Genomic DNA, 22,267 nt, shown 5'->3' on the forward strand with positions numbered 1-22,267 from the left:
CCAAGTTTAGAAAAATCAATCAAAAGATGCCTGCTAAAAATCATTTAAATGAAAAGCAAGTAGAGAAACTACAGAAAAGATTGAAAGAGGAAGAAAATGGACAAATCCGAGAAAGAATCTTGATTTTATTATTGCTAAATGATGGTAAAAAGCAAAGTGAAATTGCCAAGTTTTTGGGCTGCTCATTAAACAAAGTATGTTATTGGTGTGTACATGGAGACCCTGACAAATTAGAAAGCCTAAAAGATGAAAGAATGAAAGGAAATTATAGAAAAGCCACAGACAAATATATAGAGATATTATTAGAAACAGTAGAAAAAGAACCGGAAGAATTAGGATATGAATTTGGGAGATGGACAGGAGAAAGATTGGCAACTTATTTAGAACAAATCACAGGAATCAAATTAAGTAGTTCACAAGTGAGAAAGATATTAAAGGAAAAAAAGTATGTTTATTTGTGGGCAAAGTATAGCTTAGAAGAGAAAAGAGATCCAGAAAAAAGAAAATTATTTAAAGATAAAATAGAAGAATATTTGAAAATAGCAAAAGAAAGTCCAGAACAATTACAGGTATGGTTTTGGGATGAAAGTGGATTTAATTTAAGAGTGATAAAAAGAAAGAATTGGTGTAAAAAAGGGAAGAGGAAACAGATTAGAGGAGACAGGAGGAAAGGAAGAGTTAATGTGATGGGAGGATTGAGGTACTCGGATAAAAAAAGATTTGTAGAATTTCTGGATAAAGGAAATGCAGATAATTTTTATCAAGTGTTAAAAAGTTTTTATCAAGAGCTAATTTATGAATGGGTATTAGCGGGAAATCAAGCAGAAGAATTTGTAGAAAAAGGAGCTAAGATCCTGATTATTCTTGACAATGCAAGTTTTCACAAAAAAGAAGAGTACCTAGAAAAAATTAAAGCAGAAATGCCGAATGTCTATTTAGAATTTCTTCCAGCATATAGTCCAGATTATAATTTAATTGAATTAGTCTGGCATTCAGCTAAAGAATATATAGCTCATCGACTCTTTAAATCAGTTGATGAGCTAGAGTGTTTATTACATCAGCTTTTAAATGAAGGACAGTTATCTATTAAATGGGGACGTAAACTTAAAAACAAAGGTAATGCTATAATCACAGTTTAAATACACAACAGCTTATCTTCTTCCTCTAACCATCCTTCCTCTGTTCTGCCCATCACTTCACACATTTTATGAGCCGTTTCTTCGTCAGCTTCTTTCCAATTTTTGGCTTTTAAAAGTTGTTCTAAATGATAATAATTAATTCCTCTAGCTGACTTTAATTCTATATCTGGTTCTGCTACCCGTTGTAATATCGGTTGTGATATCGGTTTGGCTTTTAAGGGTAGATGATTTAAGACGTCTTGAGCCGTTTGAAAGCGGTTATCCGTTGCCTGTTGTAAGAGTTTATCTAATACCTGACCCAAAGAATCATGGACGGGAACTGTTAAATAATCTCGCCATACCCATCTGCCTTTAAAAACATCAAATAAATCAAAGGCTTCAACATTGGTTAATAAATGAACACAAGTTACTCCTAAACTATACAAATCACTGGCAAAAGTCGGTTTTCCCAACGCTTGTTCTGGGGCGATATATCCTGAAGAACCGATAACAGTTCCTGTTACTGATAACGGCGTGCGGGTAATCGCTTTGGAAACTCCAAAATCGACTAAAAATAATTTATGCTCCCCCTGTCTTTTAATAATATTTTCCGGTTTAATATCTTGATGAATACAATTATGTTTATGAATAACCCTCTTCTGTCAGTCTCCGAGGAGTAAAATTAGAAAATAAACCAGATGGGTAGCTAGAAGGGGGATAGGGTAATGGATGTAGAATTACAGATGATCAAACATTTAGCCCGAGATGCACAACCAACAGTTTCAGTGATTGATGAATATTGTCAAGGTTATAAAGACCTATTCCCAGAAGTGAGAAGTTACGAATGTTTTAAATACTTACATCTAGGAATTATCTCACCAATTCCGAGAAAATCTTTACCGGAAATTGCTAAAATAGTAGGAATTAGGTCGCCACAATCACTGCATCATTTCTTAGCCAATTCGCCTTGGTCAGCAAGGGAATTAAAGGAAAGAAGATTAGCCCGAACTCTAAAAGCATTGAAAGGAGAGAAGATTATAGTAATAATTGATGAGACAGGAGATAGGAGAAAGGGAAAAAAAACCGACTATATAGCTAGACAATACTTGGGAAGTGTGGGCAAAACAGATCGGGGAATAGTATCAGTTAATGCTTACGGTGTTTATAAAAATATAACCTTTCCTTTAGTGTTTAGAGTATTTAAACCCAAAGGAACATTAAAAGAAGGAGATGTCTACAAAACTAAGATTGAAATCGCATCAGAAATTCTAACAGAATTGGTTGATTGGGGATTTCAGATTGAATTGGTATTAGCAGATAGCCTTTATGGTGAAAGTAGTTCGTTTATCAGTACATTAGATCAATTTCAAATTCCTTGGGTACTAGCAATAAGAAGTAATCATGGAGTCTGGATGTCAAGCGAGCAGAAAGTTAGAGCCAACAAATGGTGTAAATTTGAGAGGATTTTTAGCAATCAAGAATCAGAAACCAGATATATTAGAGAAATCATATTTGGGAAAAGAAGTACAAGAACCTATTGGGAAATTACCACAGATCCAGAAACGATGCCAGAAACATCAACTTCGTTTGTCATGACAAATTTAACAGAGAAGAGAAGCCAGATGAAAAAGACATTAGGTAATTTATACGGGTTAAGAACATGGGTGGAATATGGATTTCGACAATGTAAGGAATGAAAAAGTAATAACTTGATGGGCTTCAGGTATAATGAAGTATAGGCACTGATGGCAGATTTTACAAAAATTGAGAGAACCGGGCAACGGATTTTTCGATTAAACTACACAACTTAACTTAAAACCTATGTTTTATTCTAGTTCAATTGAGGAAGAAATGAAAAAGTTTTATAACTCTTTATCAGAAAAGGATAAAAGAAGATATGCAGCGATAGAGGCTCAAAAACTGGGATGGGGAGGAATTAGTTATATCATCAAACTGTTGGGTTGTACTCGAAACACAATCGTCCGAGGAATAAAAGAGTTAAAAGAACTGGATGAACAGACTATTAATGATGTAAGAATTAGAAAAAAAGGAGGAGGAAGAAAAAGTATTTTTTCCACCCAAATTGGAATAGATGAAGCCTTTTTAGAAGTGTTAAAGTCCCGCACAGCCGGAGATCCTATGAACGAGTCAATTAAATGGACTAATTTAACCCACAAAGAAATTGCTTTGGGACTTAAGGAAGCCGGATTTAATATCAGTCCTCCCACCGTAAAGAAACTCTTAAAAAAGCATGGGTATGTCAAGCGAAAAGCACAAAAAAAGCAAACTACAGGAATTAATAAAGACCGAAATGCTCAATTTGAAAATATTGCTAGACTCGATACCCTGTATAGAGAAGCCGGTAATCCTATTATTAGTTTTGACACTAAAAAGAAAGAAGTTTTAGGGAATTTATATCGTCCAGGTACTCTGTATACAACTGAGCCTGTTACTACTTGGGATCATGATTTTTGGAGCTTAGGTCATGGAAAAGTCATTCCCCATGGCATTTACGATACTCAAAAAAACCGAGGATATGTAACATTAGGTAACAGTAAAGATACCAGTGAATTTGCTTGTAATGCTCTTAAACATTGGTGGAATCATTATGGAAAAGCTCTCTATCCTCATGCCAATTCGATTTTAGCTAAGTGTGATGGGGGTGGCAGTAATAATGCTAATCATTATATTTTTAAACAAGATTTACAAAAGTTAGTGGATGAAATTGGAATTGAGATCAGAATTGCTCATTACCCTCCCTATACATCTAAATATAATCCCATTGAACATCGACTTTTTCCTCATCTAACTCGAGCTTGTCAAGGAGTGATTTTTACCAGTCTTGGTTTGGTCAAAACTCTCATGGAAAAAACTCGTACTAATACAGGGCTATCTGTCGTTGTTAATGTCGTTGATCAGGTCTATCAAACGGGTCGGAAGGTAACTGATCATTTCAAAAAAACTCTGAAAATTGTTTTTGATGAATATTTACCCAAATGGAACTATCGAGCCGTACCTCAACTCACTCATTAATCCATTTATTGATTTTTCATTCCTAAACAAGAACTGGGTTGGACTGATTATCGGTTGACGGATTTTCCCGATATAGAAAAATGGTGGGAAATCATTTTCTGTGTGTATTTAATGATTAGTTTCAACTCCGAAGTTTTCCGGTCTTTAAGTCAAGGCAGTCCCCGAGAATCTGAGAGCAAAAAAAACACCACCGATTGCTCAACTCATCAACAATGGAATCACAAAGAGGGATGGAAAAATGTTTTAAATAATCTGCGTTTAATAATTCAGCCTACTATTATATTGTGGTTGATTGTCCCGTGGCTAGATATTTTTCCCGACCGCCATTTATTAGTGGGTTTTCATAAATTAATTGAGAATATTAATCAATTTCAATCTTATTTTCCCAATGGATAACTCTACTTTTTATTACTTGTTGATTTCGGAGAGTGACAGAAGAGGGATAAATCCTACAAGGGGTAATAAATGCGCTAACAAATTCATGATTTTAGTTTCTGAAAATGCTCCATGTCGCGCTAAGTTTTGGGCTAAGTTTTGTCCGGCAATATATTCTTGAACTAAATATTGATGATGATCTTGAATAAAATAATCTAATAATTCAGGAATTTGCTGATGTTTTCCTAAGTGCTTTAATCGAATTGCTTCTTGTTTAAAGAGTTCCTCAGATTTTTCTTGAGCATTCGGGTCTTGAACTTGCGAAAAAGATTGTTTGATTACACAATAGGGTTGAGAGGGTTTTTCTGTATCAAATGCTTGAAACGTTAGATCAAAACTCCCTTGTCCTAATATTTTTAAAGCAAAATATCGTTCTTGTAACACTAATTTAGAACCGCACTTTTGACAAAAAATTGTAGTGTTGGGATTAGGTTGTAAGCAATTGGGATTAAGACAGTGACTCATAGTTAAGTCTGGGGATAAGGAGCTCCTGACTTCATTCTAGCAGTCAATGGTTTTGCTGGTATCAAGAAATTCAAGAAACCGGGTTTCTGCAATAGCAAAAGCTATTAACAGTCAGGGCAATTAACAAACCCGGTTTGTGATCTAATATCTATCCTAAAACTGTAATATTGGGATCATCCGCAATAAAGTTAGCTGCGGTGAGTTGAACCGGGGTTATCCCTTGTACCAATCCATAATAGGTGGTTCCTGATTGAATGGCTGTAGAGGGTAGTGCTGTACTTCCATCAACTTGTACGGTAACAGCCGTTAATGTCAGTTGGGCAAAGGTTATCCCGGCGGGTAACATAATTTTATCGGTTCCCGTGAGAAAATCAGTGATTAAATCAGCTTGATTTAAGCTGGTTGCAGCGACGGACGCTCCGGGTAACACGAAGATATCCGCATCTGCCCCTCCGGTGAGTTTATCTTGATCTGCATCGCCAATCAAGTAATCTGTACCTGCACCACCATCTAAGACGTCTGCACCTTTGCCCCCTCGGACAATATCATTTCCCACACCTCCCAATACGGTGTCATTGTCCAAGTTACCATTGAGTAAGTCATCTCCCTCTTGACCATCGAGGTTATCCGACCCTTTTCCACCGCGAATGGCTGTGCGAATGGTATTGGCTGGAATGGTTACAGTGCGATCGCCATCATTCCCGCCACCGGCTAAAATAATATCAGCCCCTAAATTGCCATTAATATTGTCGGCTGATGCGCTTCCTACAACGAAATCATTTCCATTCAAGGCTTGAATATAAAGGTTAGCAGCCGTTGCGGGGACAAAAACATTATCGGAGGCGTTAGTAAACACATAGGATGTAATTCCTTGGTCAACAAACACGGTATTCCCACCCCCTGGTGCTGGAACATCTGGCCCAGGATCACTCACAGAGGCCGTTGGTGTTGTCCAGGTAACATTAGAGGTTGGAGGGGGTGCAGTATTGGGAATATTGGCGTTGAGAATATCTTCCCCTTTCAGATTAACAACATTTTCAATAAACCCAATTCCTGCGGTTTTTGCTGTTGTATCGGCATAAAAATCAACAATTAATAAATCTTGAGTCAAATCAATTTTGCCATCAATATTTAAGTCAATAGCTAGGTTTTTTCCTTGTCGTTCTAAACCATAACCGGTTGTACTCGGCCCCGAAAGTAACAGGGTGACACCCGGAATAAAAAGACTGTCTGCACTGCCTCCAGTATCTTGAATTTGAGTGCCATTTCCTGTCGTTGTAACGGTGTAGAAATCATCGCCTAAACCCCCTTGCAGGGTATCTTTCCCCCCGGCTCCAACTAAATTATCACTGGCAGCCCCCCCAATTAAAATATTATCGCCTCCGGCTCCTGTTAAATCATTAGGAATACCTGGAGCACCAATAATATTTTCAATCGGCCCAGTAATATTATCAGTAGCAATGGCAACAAAAGCAGCATCTAAAACTTCACCTTTTGTTGTTAAATTAGCTGTAATTCGAGCCGCTCCCGCCGGAGAAGTGGGGGTAACGTTTAAATAGGAAAGGGTATCATTCCCATCTCCCCCATCAAGATTATTCGTACCTAAACCGCCAACAAAAATATCATTTCCTTCACCACCAATGGCGTTATCATCTCCCTCTCCTAAATCGATATAATCGTTTCCTTTTCCACCATCAGCAATATCGTTCCCTTTACCACCGAGGATAGTATCATCTCCTAAACCCCCAATGGCGTTATCATTTCCATCTCCTAGGGTAATACTATCGTTCCCATCTCCACCATTAATGGGATTATCATCTCCGGCTCCGGCATCAATGGTATCATTTCCGGCTCCACCATCGGCTTTATCAGCCCCATTCAATAACAAGATGGTATCATTTCCGGCTAAATCAGATTCTTGAACCATAATCAGGGGATTCAGAATTTGACCATCTTTAGTGATGCTAACCAATGGGAAAGCACCAATTTGAAGAACGTCGCCTAAATCTGTTCCTTGAAAAGTAGCCATTTATTTTTACTCTCTTTTTTTGTAGAAAATGCAAAATCTAACTCAAACCTAATTAAAATATCCTTAACTGTCAAGCGAATTCAGGACTTTAATTATAAAATGAGTCTGATAAGATTTAAACAATGAAAACCAGTAAAAGGGAAGAAATCGAGAGGATTATTACAGAGCTAGGGAGAAAATAGTTGCCCGAATCAAGTTTAAAAAACAGCTGATTTTGAAAAATAGATTCTATCCTGCTAATCAACTTGAATAAATTGATGAGTTAACCCCCCAGGGAATACATGAGCAATAAATCCCAGCAATTGATTAGACTGAGCCACAGTAATTAAAGTTCCAGGGGTTCCACTGAGAATAGTAGAAGTGAGAATAATATTAGTTTGACTCAACCCATCCGTTAAACCAATTTGATCTTCACCGACAATAAAATCTGTAATAATATCGACAGTATTAATATTGTTCACCGCCGCACTCACCGGAAGAATAAAAATATCATTTCCTGAATTTCCCGTTAGCAAATCTTGTCCTAGGTCGCCACTTAACACATCATTCCCTTCGCCACCTATCAATTTATCATTCCCCTGTCCTCCGAATAGAAAATCATTCCCGCCTTGACTCTGGAGAAGATCATTCCCTTGTAATCCTTGCAAAGTATCATTTCCCTCTTTTCCCGTTAACACATCATGACCCGATGTCCCCGATAATAATTCTCCACTGGAAGTTACTAAAGGTGGAATCATCAGTGTTGTCGAGTCAAAATAGGCATCTCCCAAAATCGGATTAACGATGATAGGAGGTACAATAATCCCTTGAGTCACAGATTCCCGACTCGGTGGGTTTAATCCCCCAATATTGATAATCGCAGCGCCATTGTCATTAACAAAAAACACAGACATTTTTTAAGCTCAAGCAATCTTGAGAACTGTATTAGCTATAGGTTAGTATAAAATCATGTAAACCTAGATGGGTGCAAGGTGTATAGGAAATCCGTTCAACTGACTTTTAGAGATGAAGCAATTAGAATTTTACCGTTTATCCCAAACTATTGTTTAACGTTTGAGATGCAAAATAATAATTATACAAAAGATAGTTATTCCTCTGGGTTATAGTCCCCGATTTCACGGAGGAATCAATTCCCTAGAATTGCGTTTCCTCTGTTGAGTAACCTCATGTTTGTTTCCCCTTTTTCCTGAAGTCTTATGAAACTGTTAATTAGTAATGATGATGGGGTTTTTGCCCAAGGAATCCGTAGTTTAGCCAATGGTTTAGCCCAAATTGGTCATGAAGTGACGGTGGTTTGTCCTGATCAGGAACGATCGGCAACAGGTCATGGTTTAACGTTACATCATCCGATTCGGGTTGAACAGGTCAAGGATATTTTTGCACCTTCTGTGACCGCTTGGGCTTGTTCGGGAACTCCCGCCGACTCGGTGAAAGTGGGACTATTTGGTATTTTAGAGAGCCCTCCCGATTTGGTGTTAGCGGGAATTAATCATGGGCCTAATGTCGCAACAGATATTCTTTACTCAGGTACCGTTTCGGCAGCGATGGAAGGGTTAATTCAGGGTATTCCCAGTATAGCTTTTAGTTTAGGAAGTTATACTTCACGCGAGTTTCAAGGAGCCGTTGAATTTGCTCAAACGTTAATTCAAGCTTTAGAAAAAAATCCTTTACCAGAACCAATGTTACTTAATGTTAATGTTCCGGGTGTTTCATCCCAAGAGATTCAAGGAGTGATGATTACTCGTCAAGGGATTCGTCGTTATGTGGATATTTTGGAAAAACGCCTTGACCCTAGAGGAAAAACCTATTATTGGCTTACCGGAGAATTAATGGAAGATGTGGAACTGTTAAATACACCCTCTGAATTCGATGAGTTTATCACTGATGTTCATGCCTTGCGTCAAGGTTTCATCACCATTACCCCATTGCAATATAATCTTACCCATGTTACAGAATTACAAAAATTACAAATTTGGTCAGAGACCTTACTGATTAATCGGTAAGAATTGGCAGCACTAGAAGACAGAAAATCACAGTCAAAAGCTAGAATATTCGAGGATTTTCCTGGTTTCTGAGAAGGGAAAATAGAGATGGGGATGCTGACTCCCGATGAGGTCAATCCTATCTATCCTTGATCTAAGCTAAGACTGAATGAGCACCCAGAAGTGGTTGAGCGATGCTAACCTCTTGCTGGAGAAGTTCTTCTCTACAAATGTTAACGTTTCTCAACGATACACTCTCTCTCCTTAGAGGTAGACTAGAAGTAATAGAAAGCAGAAACACATCCTACTGCCCAAGCTGTTGCAATTTTCTCCAGTTTCAATGAACCCTTAGTTTTCTACGTTTGAGTCCAGTTGTTATGAACGCAGATACCTTTAATGCTCATTCTGTTACTTGCCCCATTTGCCATCATACTAGCATTTTGCCCTCAGTAGGAATGTTAGGTGGACTCTTTACCTGTCCTCACTGCCATACCCATTTTGTGATGAGCAGAAGTGGTCATTATGTCAGAGATCCCTTTTGTCTTCAGCAGTGTGCGGTTGCCCAAATGCTGCGACGGCAAAGTCATCCTTTTGCCCGGATTCGACGGGATTTAAGTTTAACAAAAGGATTACCCCTTTTAGCGGTGATTAGCAGTCTTTTATTTCTCGGAATAGTTGTTACGATTAACGAAAAAGTTACCTTAAATAATCAAACCCTTGATTCTCAAGTCGAATCTTCCCCTAAATCTTCTTTATCTGATCCTTATTAATAATTTCAATCACAAAACTTAATTCTATTCTTGTAAACTCAAAACCTTTTAATTTGGGTTGACGATTAACAATTCATTGTCAACCGTCAACCTCAATTAAAAACTAATCGTTAAATAACCGTTTTGGAATTTAGCCCCGGTAACAGGTTTTCCAGTTAAGGCAGGGGGGAGGAAGATATTTCGCCGTTGATCTCCGGCTTCTATCGTGACTTCTGGGCCGTATTGTGTGAGCTTGACTTGTTTTTTATCAAAACTGGGTAAGAACAAGCTCACCTTGCGCTCATTCACATCAATATTAATCGGTTTGGGAGCGAGTTGCGCCTGGGTGAAATCGGGTAAAGCGTCGATGATGGGTTGCCAGTTTGGACTGTGAGATTGGGGAATCAGACTCACGACTAAGGGATCAAAGGCTTCTGTAATTGATCCGGTGAGTAAGCTTTGATTTAACAGTACCCCCCCAACGGTTAACCCCACCTGTTGAGCACTTCCCCATAAATATCGGGCTGTTGCGATCGCAACTTCATCTTGGGTCGTCACTAAATAAGCCGCCACTCGGTTGGGATCAGATACCGCCGCTTTCCCTTGATCCAAGATATTATTCATTTCTTGAGTCGGTTGAGCAAAGGTATCCCCAGAAATATCAATATTGAGAATACTACTGGCGATGGGTTGCACAAAAGGAGATAAGGTTTTGCCTAAGTCTGACTCCATAAACACATTCCGAAAACGGCGAAGATACCAGCTTAAAATTTCTGGCATTCCCAACATTCTCAGGGTGTCTTGACTGGCTAACCCGTCATAAATGATCACATCATAATCGCCACTTCCGTCATATTCCCGAATCGCATTTAAAGCTAGGGCACTGTCCATCCCCGGTAAAACCCCCAATTCCTGACCATAAACGTTCCTAAAAAAGGGAGTCCGAACATATTGGCTTTCTAGCTTTTTAATCTCTTCCCAACTGCGTTCGAGTAATACTGCACTTTTCAGTTGAACGGCTTTTAAGTTCGTCGTGATCGGTGTTGGATCACAACCGACTTCCGTTTCTAGCAACAGGTGACAGGCGGGACTATTATCTTGTTCGACGAACAACACTCGCTGACCACTGGCTGCCAATTGTTTAGCCGCAGCGATCGCCAATATTGTCCGACCTGTACCACCTTTGCCCAAAAATGTTAATGTCAGGGCCATTTATGATTTCCTAATCTCGCTCAGGGAAACTTGATCATGGGATCGCCCTTGATCCTATCGCAAGTTTTTTGAAAATTAACTAGACCAAACGACGGATAGATGACAAAAGCTTTAAGAGGATGATCTACAACAGCCTAATGCTACAGGATGCAGATCATCCCCTGAGAATTATTCTGTCCCGCAGTGGGGGGCAGATCAGCGAGAAACTTCTAGCTCATCTTCAAAGAACCAGGTTGATGTTTTGTTATCGAGTTGAACAATAAAACCGACTCCACTCCCGTCAACCATTTTAAATTCTTTGACGGTTCCAAAGGGATTTTGCTTTAACTGATCGACAACATCATTAGGGACTCGCTCTCTGATTCGGCGAACCTTGACTCTTTGACCAATTTCGATTGACACGTCCGGTGTTCTCCTTGGGGTATTAACCAATTCATTGACTCTAATATGAGTTTACCTGATTTAAGAAGACAGTCCATTAACAATCAAGATCCTCTGGGGAATCCACTCAGACATGATAGTATTTCTTAATTCTTCCTGTTCTTCGATGATTTGATCCTGGGGGTCTCCCATTTGGATTTCCTCGATTCACGCTTAGATGTTATGAAAAACAAAAATACATTTGCGATCGCCTTCACCTTTTGTCTATTTTGGACACAGGCGATGCTGACACCCCAGACCTTTGCTCAACGCAGTCGGATCGCTACTGCGACTATTTTACTTTTTTTTACCTTTTTATCGGCTGAGTCCTGGGCTTTTCCCCTGGCTCAAACCCCTCCTATATCCGAATCTTCTGTACAGGAACAAGATATTCAAGATTTAGTTGAAACTCAAGTTGATAATACGTTTCGTCGTCATCTATCATTATTAAGTTTGGTTTTACTGTTGTTACTTCTTTTGAATACCATTGCTGCCTGTGGGGTGTGGTTTTTGTTGAAAAAATTAGCCCAACAAACAGCATCCGCAGAACAAGAGATTGAAAGTTTAAAAGTGGATACCCTCACGGAAATGGAGCGGGTTCTAACGGAAGCCAGACAAATTTTATATCAATTGCAACATAAAAATGATTTAGCCCATGAAACATTACAAACTCTAACAACTCAAACTCCCTTACCTGTGATTGAAGCAGTCTGGGTTGAACAGCCTCAAAATACGGGAGTTCCGACTAAGATTCAAACTGAATCTTTACCTGAAAGTAATGGAATTTCTATTCCATCTCAAACTGAGATTTCAACCCATCCTGCGACGGAAATTTTAATCCCGGTTCAGTTTTCTTCTTCCCCAGAATCAGAAAATAATCAAACCTTTACTATTGATAAAGTTGCTCCTCAATCTTCAGTCATATCTCAACCGGAAACACTAGCTTTAGAAGGGAAAGCTTGCCCCGCAGAATCTCTTGTTTCTACCAGTGAGGAACAACTCAAACAAGCGGTTTTTATGGCTAAACAAGGAGATAAGTTATTTTTAGAGGGTCATTTAGAAACAGCAATTCAACATTATGATGAAGCCTTAAAACTTAAACCTGATTTAGCTGAGGTTTGGAATAATCGAGGTGTTGCTTTAACCCGATTACAACGGTATCATGAAGCGATTGTATCTTATGAAAGGGCTATTCAATTACGAGGTCATTATGCCGATGCGTGGAATAATCGTGGGGTAGCTTTAGGAAAGCTCAATCATTATGATGCCGCAATTTTATCCTATCAACGAGCAATTGAATTAAAACAAAATTATATGGATGCGTGGAATAATTGTGGCTTTGCTTTAGCTAAAGTTAAAAAGTATGATGAAGCTATTTCTTCCTATAATCAAGCGGCAAAAATTCGTCCTGATTTTTATCGAATTTGGTATAATAAAGCTCGTTGTTATGCTCTTCAAGGAAAAGTTGAGTTGGCCCTGGAAAATTTAAAACGAGCAATTCGGTTAAATCCTGATGTTTGTAAAAAATTGGTTAAACGGGAAACAGATTTTGATCTCATTCGACAGGATGAAAAATTCCAACAGTTAAATTTTGACTCTTAATTATTGAATTTCCATGAATATATTCCAAGTTTTTCTTAGTTTTTTCTCTTCTTATTTAAGCTTGTTTTCTGTTTATTTTTGTGATTTTAAATCTCATGAATTTAGACCTTTAATAGAGAAAAGTTTTACCTTAAAAGCCTCTCAACTTAGCGATCGCATTTTTATCCGAGAGTTAATTGAAAATGAAGTTTCTCGAAGTCTCAGACGGGTTAATCCTTTATTAACAGCTTGGATTTTATTGGCTGTTCTTGTTCCCACTGCTAGTGTTTTTAGCATTTTAATTTTATTTTTTAAAGTCACCCAAGACAGTCGCAGATGTTCTCAACAGTTAGATGCGTTAAAAGATGATTTTATCCCTGACTTTTATGCTCGTATTGCGGAAGCTCAGGATATTGTTTATGATCTTCAAGATTCTTTTCAAGTCACCGAAGCAACCCTCCAAGGAATTCAAGATAAATTAGACTCCCTTTCAACTCAAGATGATGATTTAGAAGAATATACCCTAGAAGATGATAAACACAGACTCAGAAATCGACGAGTTACCCCCTCTAAAAGTTAATATTCTATAAACTCTAATGATTGTATGACTAACTGATAATGCGGATACTTGATAACTGATTATTCCACAGGCTCAATACCAGCAGCGCGAAGTTGGGCGATTAATTTCTCAGCCCGTTGACGCTCCTGATCAGCCCGTTGACGTTCTTCCTCAACTCGTTCAGCGCCCCACAATAGTAAATTTCCCTGCTCATCCCACCAACGCAGCCAATAGCCTTGACGGTTTTGGCGGTTTCCTTCCCATACCCCCAAAAACAACTGCATTTCCGGTATCCAAAACCAGCCTTGTTCATTAGCAGACTCCAGCCGATAGCGTTGGTTATCCCCGAAACGGTAGAGTTCTAAAATTCCGGTTTTGAGGTCAAAAATTCCATAATTGGGTACTTTCAAAACCTGTTCATAGAAGAAGAATTTCCCTGGGGGATAGGTTTCTTTAACGGAATATTCTCCTCCGTCAGTATCGGATAAAAACTCTAACACTAGGGCTGGAATATTCCCCTGTAAATGGGGGGTATAACTGCGAAAAACTTCTTCTCGACTAACCGTAATGGGGTGAATATAAGCCCAATCTGGAGCTTTTATCGCTAATTTACCATTAATCGTAGCACAAATCCCATAGTTAGTGGGAGTAAGGGCGGTTTCTGGTAGTTTTCCGGCAAGTTGTAAACCTTCAGTTAAGGCGGCAGCAAGGGCGGGTTGATTAATATTATCCACAGGGTCATCGGGTAGCACAAAATCATCCGGCAACTTTTCCCAAGTAATCGTGTAGGTGGGGGAGGTAGCTAACATGATTATCCGTGCAAGGGTAGTGAATTTTTATTATTATTATATCAATTAACTGCTTAACTGTCAATAAATTCCGGCTCTCCTATACTTATGGTTATAAGTAAGGCTTATATAAAAAGACAAGCTAGTAGCTTTTGGCGCATCATCTCAAAATTTTTGAAGCCATAGCTTTGACGAAGAATTAATTTGATCCGGTTGTTTAATCCCTCCATAACTCCACTGGTTGTTCGATTAATAAAATAATGGCAAATATCGGGAAGATGGTGTTTAAGAGTTTGGGCGGTTTTTCCAAAAACAATGAGAGCCGAATTGAGCCATTTCTTTAATCTTCTCATTCCCCTAAGAACCGTTGTACTGCTTTCATAAATATCTCGGAGTTCCTCTTTTAATTCATAAGCGATGCTCAAACAGGGGGAGGCTTTTAACAACAGTTTCAGATCCCTTCTCTCTTCGGGGGTTAAATCGACATAATTTTTCAGCAGTAAGCACCGATTTTTTAAGCCTTTTAGTTCTAATTTAAGTCGAAGTTGATTCAGAGAACTGTTGACTAACTTCATCACATGAAATCGGTCAATGACAATTAAAGCATTAGGAAAAACTTCCCGAATCACTTTTTTAAATCCTCCCCACATATCCACAGAAACCTCTTTGACCTTGGCTCTCATTATAACGAATGGTGTAATTCCTCCTTTTCTCTACAAATTCTAAGGGTTCTGTTGGATATTTTTTACATCCAGCACAATAAAATTGGCGACGGGGTAGATGCAGATAAACTCCCTGCCCACAAATAGATAGATCTCGGATTAACATCGAGCGAGTTTGATGAATATGATCGGTATAATTTTGACAATGTGGACAAGTAATCCCCTCGTTTAATAAGTCTAATTTAAGAACAATAAAACCTTCTTGTTCTTGACAAGTGAACACCGTAATATTCGGGAGGTCGAAGCACACGCTCTAGTTGAAAGTCCATATTCAGTCGGAGTGTAAAACGTAGCTTACGCTACATTTTACACTATTTATTCAGGAGAGCCAGGGGGTTGTTGTTCTTCCCATTTTAGGTATTCCTGGGGAGTCATAAGTTGGGGTTGGGGATGAACGATCATCAAGACCTCCTAGAGGTTGGAAACCTGGTCTCTTCAGAGCCAGGAGGAAAACCGATTAGCGGCTTTAGCCGCCTAGTTATTAGATTATCAACACCAAAATCTACTTTCGCTATATAATAGCTGTAGGCAGAGGACTAATTGATGTATCTGACTCAAAAATGTCAAATTCGTGACCTCAGTAAGCAAGAGTTCCTGGCTCTGAGAGAACTGTGTAGATTGAGTAAAAACCTTTACAATGTAGGACTTTACTCGGTTAGACAGTTCTATTTTTCTGAGCAGAGATACTTGAGATATGAATCGAACTACCATCAATGCAAAGAGAATGAGAATTACAAACTTCTCAATACCGACATTGCACAGCAAACGCTGAAGGTGGTAGATCGGTCGTTCCGTTCTTTTTTTAACTTGATTAAAGCAGCAAAGCAAGGGTTGTATCGGTTTGAGCAAATTCGTTTGCCCAAATACCTTCCAAAAGAAGGTTACTTTCCGTTGATTATGCCACGCATTAAGGTAAAAAACGGAGGGTTTGAAGTCCCTATGTCTAACGCATTTAGAAAGGAATTCGGTTCTATCCGTCTTCCATTTCCTGAGCGATTGAACGGAAAGATATTGAAAGAGGTGCGAATTCTGCCCAAATACAATGCGCGATTCTTTGAAATTGAATATGTTGTAGAAGCAGAACCCGAACCTCAAGATATTAATCCTGACCACGCTATTGCAATTGACTTGGGACTTGATAATCTTGCTACTTGTGTCAGTACCGTTGGGGCATCCTTTCTTTTGGATGGTAAACCACTTAAAACAGTTAACCAATGGTTCAACAAGGAAAATGCAAGATTGCAGAGTATCAAAGATCTGCAAAAAATCAAGGGAACCACAAAACGTCAAGCTAGATTGACACTCAACCGCAACAATTTTGTTAGAGATTATTTGAACAAATCGGCTCGATACATTATTAATTGGTGTATTGAACACCAGATTGGAACGGTGATTATTGGCGTTAATCCCGGTATCAAACAAGAAATCAATATCGGAGCTAAAAACAATCAGAATTTTGTTCAAATTCCCTATTGGAGTTTGAGACAAAAACTCAAAAACTTGTGTGAACGATATGGATTGAAGTATCACGAACAGGAAGAATCTTACACCAGTAAGGCAAGTTTCTTGGATGGTGATCATATTCCCGTCTACAATCCTGACCCGTCCCAAAAATATCAATTTTCTGGAAAACGGGTTAAACGTGGATTGTATTGTTCTCAACAAGGGCATTTGATTAATGCTGATTGTAATGGCGCTGCCAATATCGGAAAGAAAAGTAGCCACAATGGTTTTGCCGGAGTGGGTAGGGGTTGTTTGACTCAGCCTTTAAGAGTGAAAATCTCTTAAGAATCCCCGTCTCTTCAGAGCGGGGAGTGTCAACAGGTATTGATCCTTTAAATTTGACACTTCTGTTATTAAGTTATAGAGAATTTAGGTGGGCATAGCCCACCCTACGTTTAGATATATTTTTTCAAGAATAGTTCTAACTGTTGGAGTCGGTCTGGAGGAATTTGATTTAGGGGGGTTAAGATGGCATATTTTAACGCTGAATGAGCTTCAGAAGGTGGTAAATGATCCTTTAATCTTCGCACGGTTTCTTGAATGACTGTTTGAGCATTAACCGCATTTTTATGTAAATTTTGAATCACCATTTCTACGGTGACATGATCATGATCGGGATGCCAACAATCATAATCGGTAACTAAAGCTAAAGTAGTATAAGCAATTTCTGCTTCTCTGGCTAATTTGGCTTCCGTTAAATTCGTCATCCCAATAATGCTGCCCCCCCAACTGCGATATAAATTAGATTCAGCTTTTGTAGAAAAGGCTGGCCCCTCCATGCAGACATAGGTTCCTGATAAATGATAATCAATATCGGGTAAATTTAAACTCGTGATCGCTTGTCCCAAAATTTTTGAGAGTTGAGAACAAAAGGGATGACCGAAGCCGATATGAGCCACAACCCCTTCACCAAAAAATGTAGAATTTCGTTGATAAGTTCGATCAATAAATTGATCAGGAACGACTAAATCTAAGGGTTTAACCTCTTCTTTTAAAGACCCCACAGCCGAAGCGGAAATAATATACTCAACGCCTAAACTTTTAAGCGCGTAAATATTAGCACGATAAGGTAATTCTGTCGGTAAAAAATTATGGTTTCGTCCATGTCGAGCTAAAAATGCGACTCGCATTCCTTCTAAGGTTCCCACTAAAATCGCATCGGAAGGATGACCAAACGGAGTATCGAGGTGTAGTTCCTCCACATCGGTGAATGCCTCCATCTTATATAATCCACTTCCCCCAATAATCCCAATTTTAACCTCACTCATTTTGTTCGTTTCCTTGACGAAGTTGTACTTAGGTATTGTACCGAAAATGGAGCATCATTTACTCAGGAAAGAGAAGGATTTTGTTGACGGAGTTAAACATCTCTTGTCAGATGTCCCCCTTATTCGTTAAGCTATTAATCAGTCATCAGTCATCAGTCATCAGTTATCAGTGAAAGAAGTTAAATTAAGACTTGACTAATTAATGATCACTGTCAACGATTTCATAACTGGTAACTGATCACTATTTACTGATAACTGATATTAGTCATCTTCTCCAACACAAAGCATGAATTGGAACTCCATTCAACAACAGACTCGTTTTTGGTCTATGGGTGTCAAACGATTAAAATCTTTCACCCGTTCCCTTCACAATCACATTCAACGATTTAGACTCGGAAAAATTACCCGTTTTCAACGCTATTTCGCTTTCTCCGTCTGTTGTGTTTTTCTGGGATTAACCTTAATTCAATTTCCGGTACTTTCCACTTCGGTTAATATCGCTACATTGAGACAGGAACAATCGGATAATTTATTAGCTCAGGGAATCGTTAATTCAACCAGTGCTATTTATCATCAACGAGAATTTCGTGGGGTTTGGGTCGCGACCGTTGCCAATATTGATTGGCCGTCTAAATCTAATTTATCCGTTGATCAACAAAAATTTGAACTCATTGCCATCTTAAATCGAATGCAAGAATTAAACTTAAATGCGTTAATTCTGCAAGTTCGTCCCAATGGTGATGCGTTGTATAGTTCCAGTATAGAACCTTGGAGTGCGTGGTTAACCGGATCTCAAGGAACTCCCCCAAATCCCTATTATGATCCGCTACAATTTGCCATTGAAGAAGCTCATAAACGCAATATTGAATTACACGCTTGGTTTAATCCCTATCGCGCAAGATTAAGAGGAAATGCTCCCTTTGCGCCGAATCACATGGCTTCAAAATTTCCTCAATATGCCTATCAATATGGGGATTTAGTTTGGATGGAACCCGGTGCGCGGGAAGTTCAAGATCAAACCTTTAATGTAATTATGGATGTGGTACAACGGTATGATGTTGATGGCATCCATTTAGATGATTATTTCTATCCCTATCCTAAAGATGGTATTCCATTTCCTGATAGTCAAATCTATAATGCCTATCGTGCTGCTGGCGGAACGTTAGGGTTAGGAGATTGGCGACGTCAAAATGTTAATTTGATGATTAAACGCATTCATGATGGCATTAAAGCGACAAAACCTTATGTCAAATTTGGTATTAGTCCCTTTGGAATTTATCGCCCTGGAGCAGCACCCGGAACGGTAGGATTAGATCAATATGATTCTCTCTACGCTGATGTAAAATTATGGATAGAACAAGGATGGATGGATTATTTATCCCCTCAACTGTATTGGAAAATTGATCCGCCTCAACAAAGTTATCCAGTGTTATTAGATTGGTGGTTACAACATAATCCCCAGCGGCGCCATGTTTATACCGGAAATGCTCTGTATCGAATTGACAACGAATGGCCTATATCTGAACTGCAACGACAGGTGGCGATTTCTCGACAAAGATCTCCCCAATTATCTTTAGGAAATATCTTTTTTAGTATGAAGTTTTTCCGCGATAATCGTCAAGGCATTAATGAGGTTTTTAAAAGTGCGATTTATCCCACCCCAGCCTTAGTTCCCCCCATGCCTTGGTTGGATAATCAACCTCCTGAAACTCCCAGTGGTATTCAAGTGAATTCGGGGATGATTTCTTGGATGCCTTCTGCTGAAAACGATATCCGCTCTTGGGCAATTTATCAACAATTTTCTAACGGTTGGCAGTTAGTTAAAGTTGTGGATAAAAATACAACTTCTGTTCGAGTTAACCCTGGAAGTTATGCCATTCGTGCGGTAGATAGAATGGGGAATGAAAGCGTTGAACAGGTTGTTTCTGTGTCTTAATTCATCCGATATTAAACACAGCTTTGAACCCTAAATTGTAGGGGCGAGGTCGCCTCGCCCTAACACTGAGATAGAAATAGGGTATAGGGTAAATCATTGGTTTGATACTGACTTTATCGAGAATCTGTAGAAATAAGATAAGTTTTTATAATTAAAATTTGATAATTGTTCCGTTTTTTAAAAGATTGTCAGGAAATCCTCAAATTAGATTGAGAATTTCTCTCAAGTAGTTGACGAGATTATAGGGGTTCTGGTAGACTTTAAAAAACACCACCCAAGGAGTTATTGTGTTTATAGGCAAAAATAGAGGCTGCAACCCTTATTCCACCGTCAAATATCCAGATTTTCTGACTCAATTTATGTCTGGCGATGCACAAGTTTTTTGGAAAATACCTTAAGCAGCTTAGGGGTATCTTGACAAAATCACCATTTTATGTTCAAGGCTTAAATTAAAGATTAATCATCCTCCAGTTGTAGCAACTGTTCATCCAGAGTTCGCAGACGTCCTCGGACAATGGTTTCTGATAAAATCCGCTTTCGCAAAGCTTCATTGAGAACCCCTTTTTCCGCCAAGATTAAACGGCGACGAATGGCATCCAATTTACTCATATAATCGCCCGTAGAATGCTCCAACTCCCCAGAACGACGATTATAAAATTCTCGCAAAGACTTTTCTGCTCCGGCTACTTTCACCTGATAGCGTGACCGCATTTCTTCATAAACCGATTTGGGCAAAATTCCCGACTTTAATAACCCTTCTAATTCATCCTGTGCAGCCTTCGCCGTAATTAATTCAGCTTGCCAAAACGTTAATAAATTGATCTCTACCCCAATTAATAGAAAAATAAAGGTATTTACCGTAAAACTAGCGTATTCCCAGAAACTCAATAACGTGATGCGACTGGAAGCGGTGGTTTGGCGTGAAAGTCCTAGATTTCCGAAAATTAATCCCGCCACCACCACCGCCACCGCACCAGATACGCCTAGAAATTGTCCCGCCTGAAACGTTCCTAATGCTACTGCTACCGTTAGTAATAAACTACTGAGAGGATCATCTAAACGGGCAAATACAGGTATGCTTAAATAACCTAAAACTAACCCAACTATACTTCCTCCAATGGCGATAAATAGCAATTGCTGGATGCCTTCTTGAAACGTGAGTGAACCCGTTGAATAAACTTGGGAAATCAGATTGAAGGAAACCAACGCCGCCGCATCATTAAACAGGGTTTCTCCTTCGACAATTGTAGAGAGTCGAGAGGGTACGGGGATTTCTTTAAATACCGCAATCATAGAAACCGTATCCGTATTTGCCAGAATTATCCCCATAAATGCAGCAGGTATCCAACCTAATCCCAACCCAAATTTTAACAGAACCGCGATAATTACACTCGAAAGAATAGCTCCTGGGCCAGCTAAAAGGGCAATGGGTTTAAAGGTACTACGGAGACGACTGACATCGGTATTAATCCCGGCATCAAAGATGAGAATCGGTAAAAATAGATTTAAAACCAGGGACGGGTCTAAACCAATGGGACGAGACATTAATTCTGTAAAGGGTAAACCCGCTAAAACTAAACCTGTAACGTAAGGAATCCCTACCCGGCGCGATAATAAAGCTACAATCGTCGCAACCAGTAGGAGAATAATTGAAATCCTGACTAATTCGGTAACATCCACTCTCGATACTGGTAATAAGTTTTTGTATTATGGATTAACATTGCCAGAAGCTAATATTCATGTCAACCCAGGATGAGGAGTTTCTATGTATGTTCTGATTGGTGGCGGTGGTTTAGTGGGGTTGAGTTTAGCTCAAAAATTGTTAGAATTGGGGCATACTGTAGCCGTTATTGATATTGATCCGAACGCCTGTCGTTATGCACGGGAAAAAATAGGAGCAATGGCTTTTGAAGGCAGTGCAGTTAGTACAGAGGTGTTATTAGAATCGGGTATTCGTAAAGCCAATTCCTTAGTGGCGGCACTTAGAAGTGATGCACTCAACTTAGCAATGGTGACTCTGGCTAAACATTATGGCGTTCCCCATATTATCAGTCGAATGCGACACCCGGATTTTACTCAACCTCTGCGTTTAGCCGGAGCAAATCATATTATCAGTACCGTTGAACTGGGGGTTTCTACGATGGTGAATGCGATTGAATATCCTCAAGTAGAATCAATGATGCACTTTGAGCAAGGACAAATTGAAGTTTTAAAATTAGCGGTTCCGAAAAATTGTTATGTTGCGGGTCGGAGTGTGGCGGAAATTGCTCAAGATTCTCGGTTTCCAACGGGTTCTTTAATTATTGGTTATCAACCCCATCCCCAAGATAATTTAATGATTCCGAATGGGAGTACGGTTTTAGAACCAGGTTCAACGATATTGATTGTAACAAAGCCTGGAACATTACATCAAGTGATTGATTTTATTGAAGGTTATCAATCTTGTGGATAACGGTTTATGGTTTTA

20 protein-coding genes and 2 pseudogenes are annotated in these 22,267 nt (G+C 39.1%); 11 read left to right on the forward strand and 11 right to left on the reverse strand.

Annotation, left to right across the window (positions count from 1 at the left end; translation table 11 throughout):
• The first annotated feature begins 26 nt into the window (after positions 1-26).
• Positions 27-1,139, forward strand: coding sequence for an IS630 family transposase (locus NMK36_RS13785; protein WP_254172743.1), 1,113 nt, complete (start codon positions 27-29; stop codon positions 1,137-1,139).
• On the opposite strand, the gene NMK36_RS13790 is transcribed toward NMK36_RS13785, so the two are convergent.
• Entirely contained in the window at positions 1,136-1,768 is a 633-nt protein-coding gene (locus tag NMK36_RS13790) for a protein kinase domain-containing protein (protein WP_302184689.1), read from the reverse strand. The two genes, NMK36_RS13785 and NMK36_RS13790, sit on opposite strands and share 4 nt — an antisense overlap.
• A 75-nt stretch (positions 1,769-1,843) precedes the next feature.
• Here NMK36_RS13790 and NMK36_RS13795 point away from each other — a divergent pair.
• The 3 genes and pseudogenes from NMK36_RS13795 to NMK36_RS13805 all read left to right on the forward strand — a co-directional run.
• A pseudogene (locus tag NMK36_RS13795) lies at positions 1,844-2,812 on the forward strand (IS701 family transposase); the annotation flags it as partial.
• Between the two features lie 127 nt (positions 2,813-2,939).
• The gene (locus NMK36_RS13800; RefSeq protein ID WP_072721577.1) at positions 2,940-4,151 is read left to right on the forward strand and encodes an ISAzo13 family transposase; all 1,212 of its coding nucleotides are present in this window, start codon (positions 2,940-2,942) and stop codon (positions 4,149-4,151) included.
• A gap of 24 nt (positions 4,152-4,175) precedes the next feature.
• A pseudogene (locus NMK36_RS13805) lies at positions 4,176-4,547 on the forward strand (IS701 family transposase); the annotation flags it as partial.
• Positions 4,548-4,559: 12 nt separating this feature from the next.
• Here NMK36_RS13805 and NMK36_RS13810 read toward each other — a convergent pair.
• From NMK36_RS13810 to NMK36_RS13820, 3 genes are all read right to left on the reverse strand, one after another.
• A complete protein-coding gene (locus NMK36_RS13810) occupies positions 4,560-5,051 on the reverse strand; it encodes an inactive serine/threonine-protein kinase VRK3 (protein WP_254173974.1) in 492 nt (163 codons plus the stop codon).
• A 148-nt stretch (positions 5,052-5,199) separates the two neighbouring features.
• Complete coding sequence (locus tag NMK36_RS13815) at positions 5,200-7,080, reverse strand: calcium-binding protein (RefSeq protein WP_072720599.1); 1,881 nt, start codon at positions 7,078-7,080, stop codon at positions 5,200-5,202.
• A 236-nt stretch (positions 7,081-7,316) separates the two neighbouring features.
• Positions 7,317-7,973, reverse strand: a complete 657-nt coding sequence (locus NMK36_RS13820) for a calcium-binding protein (RefSeq protein ID WP_072720600.1) — start codon at positions 7,971-7,973, stop codon at positions 7,317-7,319.
• 303 nt (positions 7,974-8,276) lie between these two features.
• Here NMK36_RS13820 and surE point away from each other — a divergent pair, with 303 nt between their 5' ends.
• Positions 8,277-9,083 (forward strand): 5'/3'-nucleotidase SurE, encoded by an 807-nt coding sequence (gene surE / locus NMK36_RS13825; protein ID WP_072720601.1) that lies wholly within the window; start codon positions 8,277-8,279, stop codon positions 9,081-9,083.
• A gap of 356 nt (positions 9,084-9,439) precedes the next feature.
• The gene (locus NMK36_RS13830; protein WP_072720602.1) at positions 9,440-9,832 is read left to right on the forward strand and encodes a hypothetical protein; all 393 of its coding nucleotides are present in this window, start codon (positions 9,440-9,442) and stop codon (positions 9,830-9,832) included.
• 96 nt (positions 9,833-9,928) lie between these two features.
• Here NMK36_RS13830 and NMK36_RS13835 read toward each other — a convergent pair whose 3' ends face one another.
• On the reverse strand, positions 9,929-11,023 hold the full coding sequence (locus NMK36_RS13835; protein ID WP_254173975.1) for a Get3/ArsA fold putative tail anchor-mediating ATPase NosAFP: 1,095 nt from the start codon (positions 11,021-11,023) through the stop codon (positions 9,929-9,931).
• A gap of 195 nt (positions 11,024-11,218) precedes the next feature.
• On the reverse strand, positions 11,219-11,425 hold the full coding sequence (gene petP / locus NMK36_RS13840) for a cytochrome b6f subunit PetP (protein WP_072720604.1): 207 nt from the start codon (positions 11,423-11,425) through the stop codon (positions 11,219-11,221).
• A gap of 201 nt (positions 11,426-11,626) precedes the next feature.
• Between petP and NMK36_RS13845 the strand changes: the two genes are divergently transcribed.
• Both NMK36_RS13845 and NMK36_RS13850 read left to right on the forward strand, forming a co-directional pair.
• Positions 11,627-13,045: a tetratricopeptide repeat protein gene (locus NMK36_RS13845; protein ID WP_245824319.1), complete on the forward strand. Its 1,419-nt coding sequence runs from the start codon at positions 11,627-11,629 to the stop codon at positions 13,043-13,045.
• A gap of 13 nt (positions 13,046-13,058) precedes the next feature.
• Positions 13,059-13,604 carry a hypothetical protein gene (locus tag NMK36_RS13850; protein ID WP_072720606.1) on the forward strand — a complete coding sequence of 182 codons (546 nt, stop codon included), beginning with the start codon at positions 13,059-13,061 and terminating at the stop codon, positions 13,602-13,604.
• A 59-nt stretch (positions 13,605-13,663) separates the two neighbouring features.
• Here the strand turns inward: NMK36_RS13850 and NMK36_RS13855 are convergent, their stop codons facing one another.
• From NMK36_RS13855 to NMK36_RS29110, 3 genes are all read right to left on the reverse strand, one after another.
• The gene (locus NMK36_RS13855) at positions 13,664-14,392 is read right to left on the reverse strand and encodes a Uma2 family endonuclease (protein ID WP_072720607.1); all 729 of its coding nucleotides are present in this window, start codon (positions 14,390-14,392) and stop codon (positions 13,664-13,666) included.
• Between the two features lie 104 nt (positions 14,393-14,496).
• Positions 14,497-15,054, reverse strand: a complete 558-nt coding sequence (locus tag NMK36_RS13860) for a transposase (RefSeq protein WP_437126719.1) — start codon at positions 15,052-15,054, stop codon at positions 14,497-14,499.
• Positions 15,005-15,343, reverse strand: a complete 339-nt coding sequence (locus NMK36_RS29110; protein ID WP_438822822.1) for a transposase family protein — start codon at positions 15,341-15,343, stop codon at positions 15,005-15,007. Before NMK36_RS29110 ends, NMK36_RS13860 begins: the two co-directional genes overlap by 50 nt.
• Positions 15,344-15,636: 293 nt before the next feature.
• Between NMK36_RS29110 and NMK36_RS13865 the strand changes: the two genes are divergently transcribed.
• Complete coding sequence (locus tag NMK36_RS13865; protein ID WP_254173976.1) at positions 15,637-16,881, forward strand: RNA-guided endonuclease InsQ/TnpB family protein; 1,245 nt, start codon at positions 15,637-15,639, stop codon at positions 16,879-16,881.
• 110 nt (positions 16,882-16,991) lie between these two features.
• On the opposite strand, the gene NMK36_RS13870 is transcribed toward NMK36_RS13865, so the two are convergent.
• Positions 16,992-17,864 carry an S-methyl-5'-thioadenosine phosphorylase gene (locus NMK36_RS13870; RefSeq protein WP_072720608.1) on the reverse strand — a complete coding sequence of 291 codons (873 nt, stop codon included), beginning with the start codon at positions 17,862-17,864 and terminating at the stop codon, positions 16,992-16,994.
• Positions 17,865-18,150: 286 nt separating this feature from the next.
• Here NMK36_RS13870 and NMK36_RS13875 point away from each other — a divergent pair, with 286 nt between their 5' ends.
• A complete protein-coding gene (locus NMK36_RS13875) occupies positions 18,151-19,800 on the forward strand; it encodes a glycoside hydrolase family 10 protein (protein ID WP_083580107.1) in 1,650 nt (549 codons plus the stop codon).
• Between the two features lie 456 nt (positions 19,801-20,256).
• On the opposite strand, the gene NMK36_RS13880 is transcribed toward NMK36_RS13875, so the two are convergent.
• Positions 20,257-21,480 (reverse strand): cation:proton antiporter, encoded by a 1,224-nt coding sequence (locus tag NMK36_RS13880; RefSeq protein WP_254173977.1) that lies wholly within the window; start codon positions 21,478-21,480, stop codon positions 20,257-20,259.
• An 85-nt stretch (positions 21,481-21,565) separates the two neighbouring features.
• On the opposite strand from NMK36_RS13880, the gene NMK36_RS13885 reads away from it, so the two are divergent.
• Positions 21,566-22,252, forward strand: coding sequence for a potassium channel family protein (locus NMK36_RS13885; RefSeq protein WP_072720610.1), 687 nt, complete (start codon positions 21,566-21,568; stop codon positions 22,250-22,252).
• Positions 22,253-22,267 lie beyond the last annotated feature (15 nt).

The organism is Planktothrix pseudagardhii (genome assembly GCF_904830925.1).
Classification (GTDB): domain Bacteria; phylum Cyanobacteriota; class Cyanobacteriia; order Cyanobacteriales; family Microcoleaceae; genus Planktothrix; species Planktothrix tepida.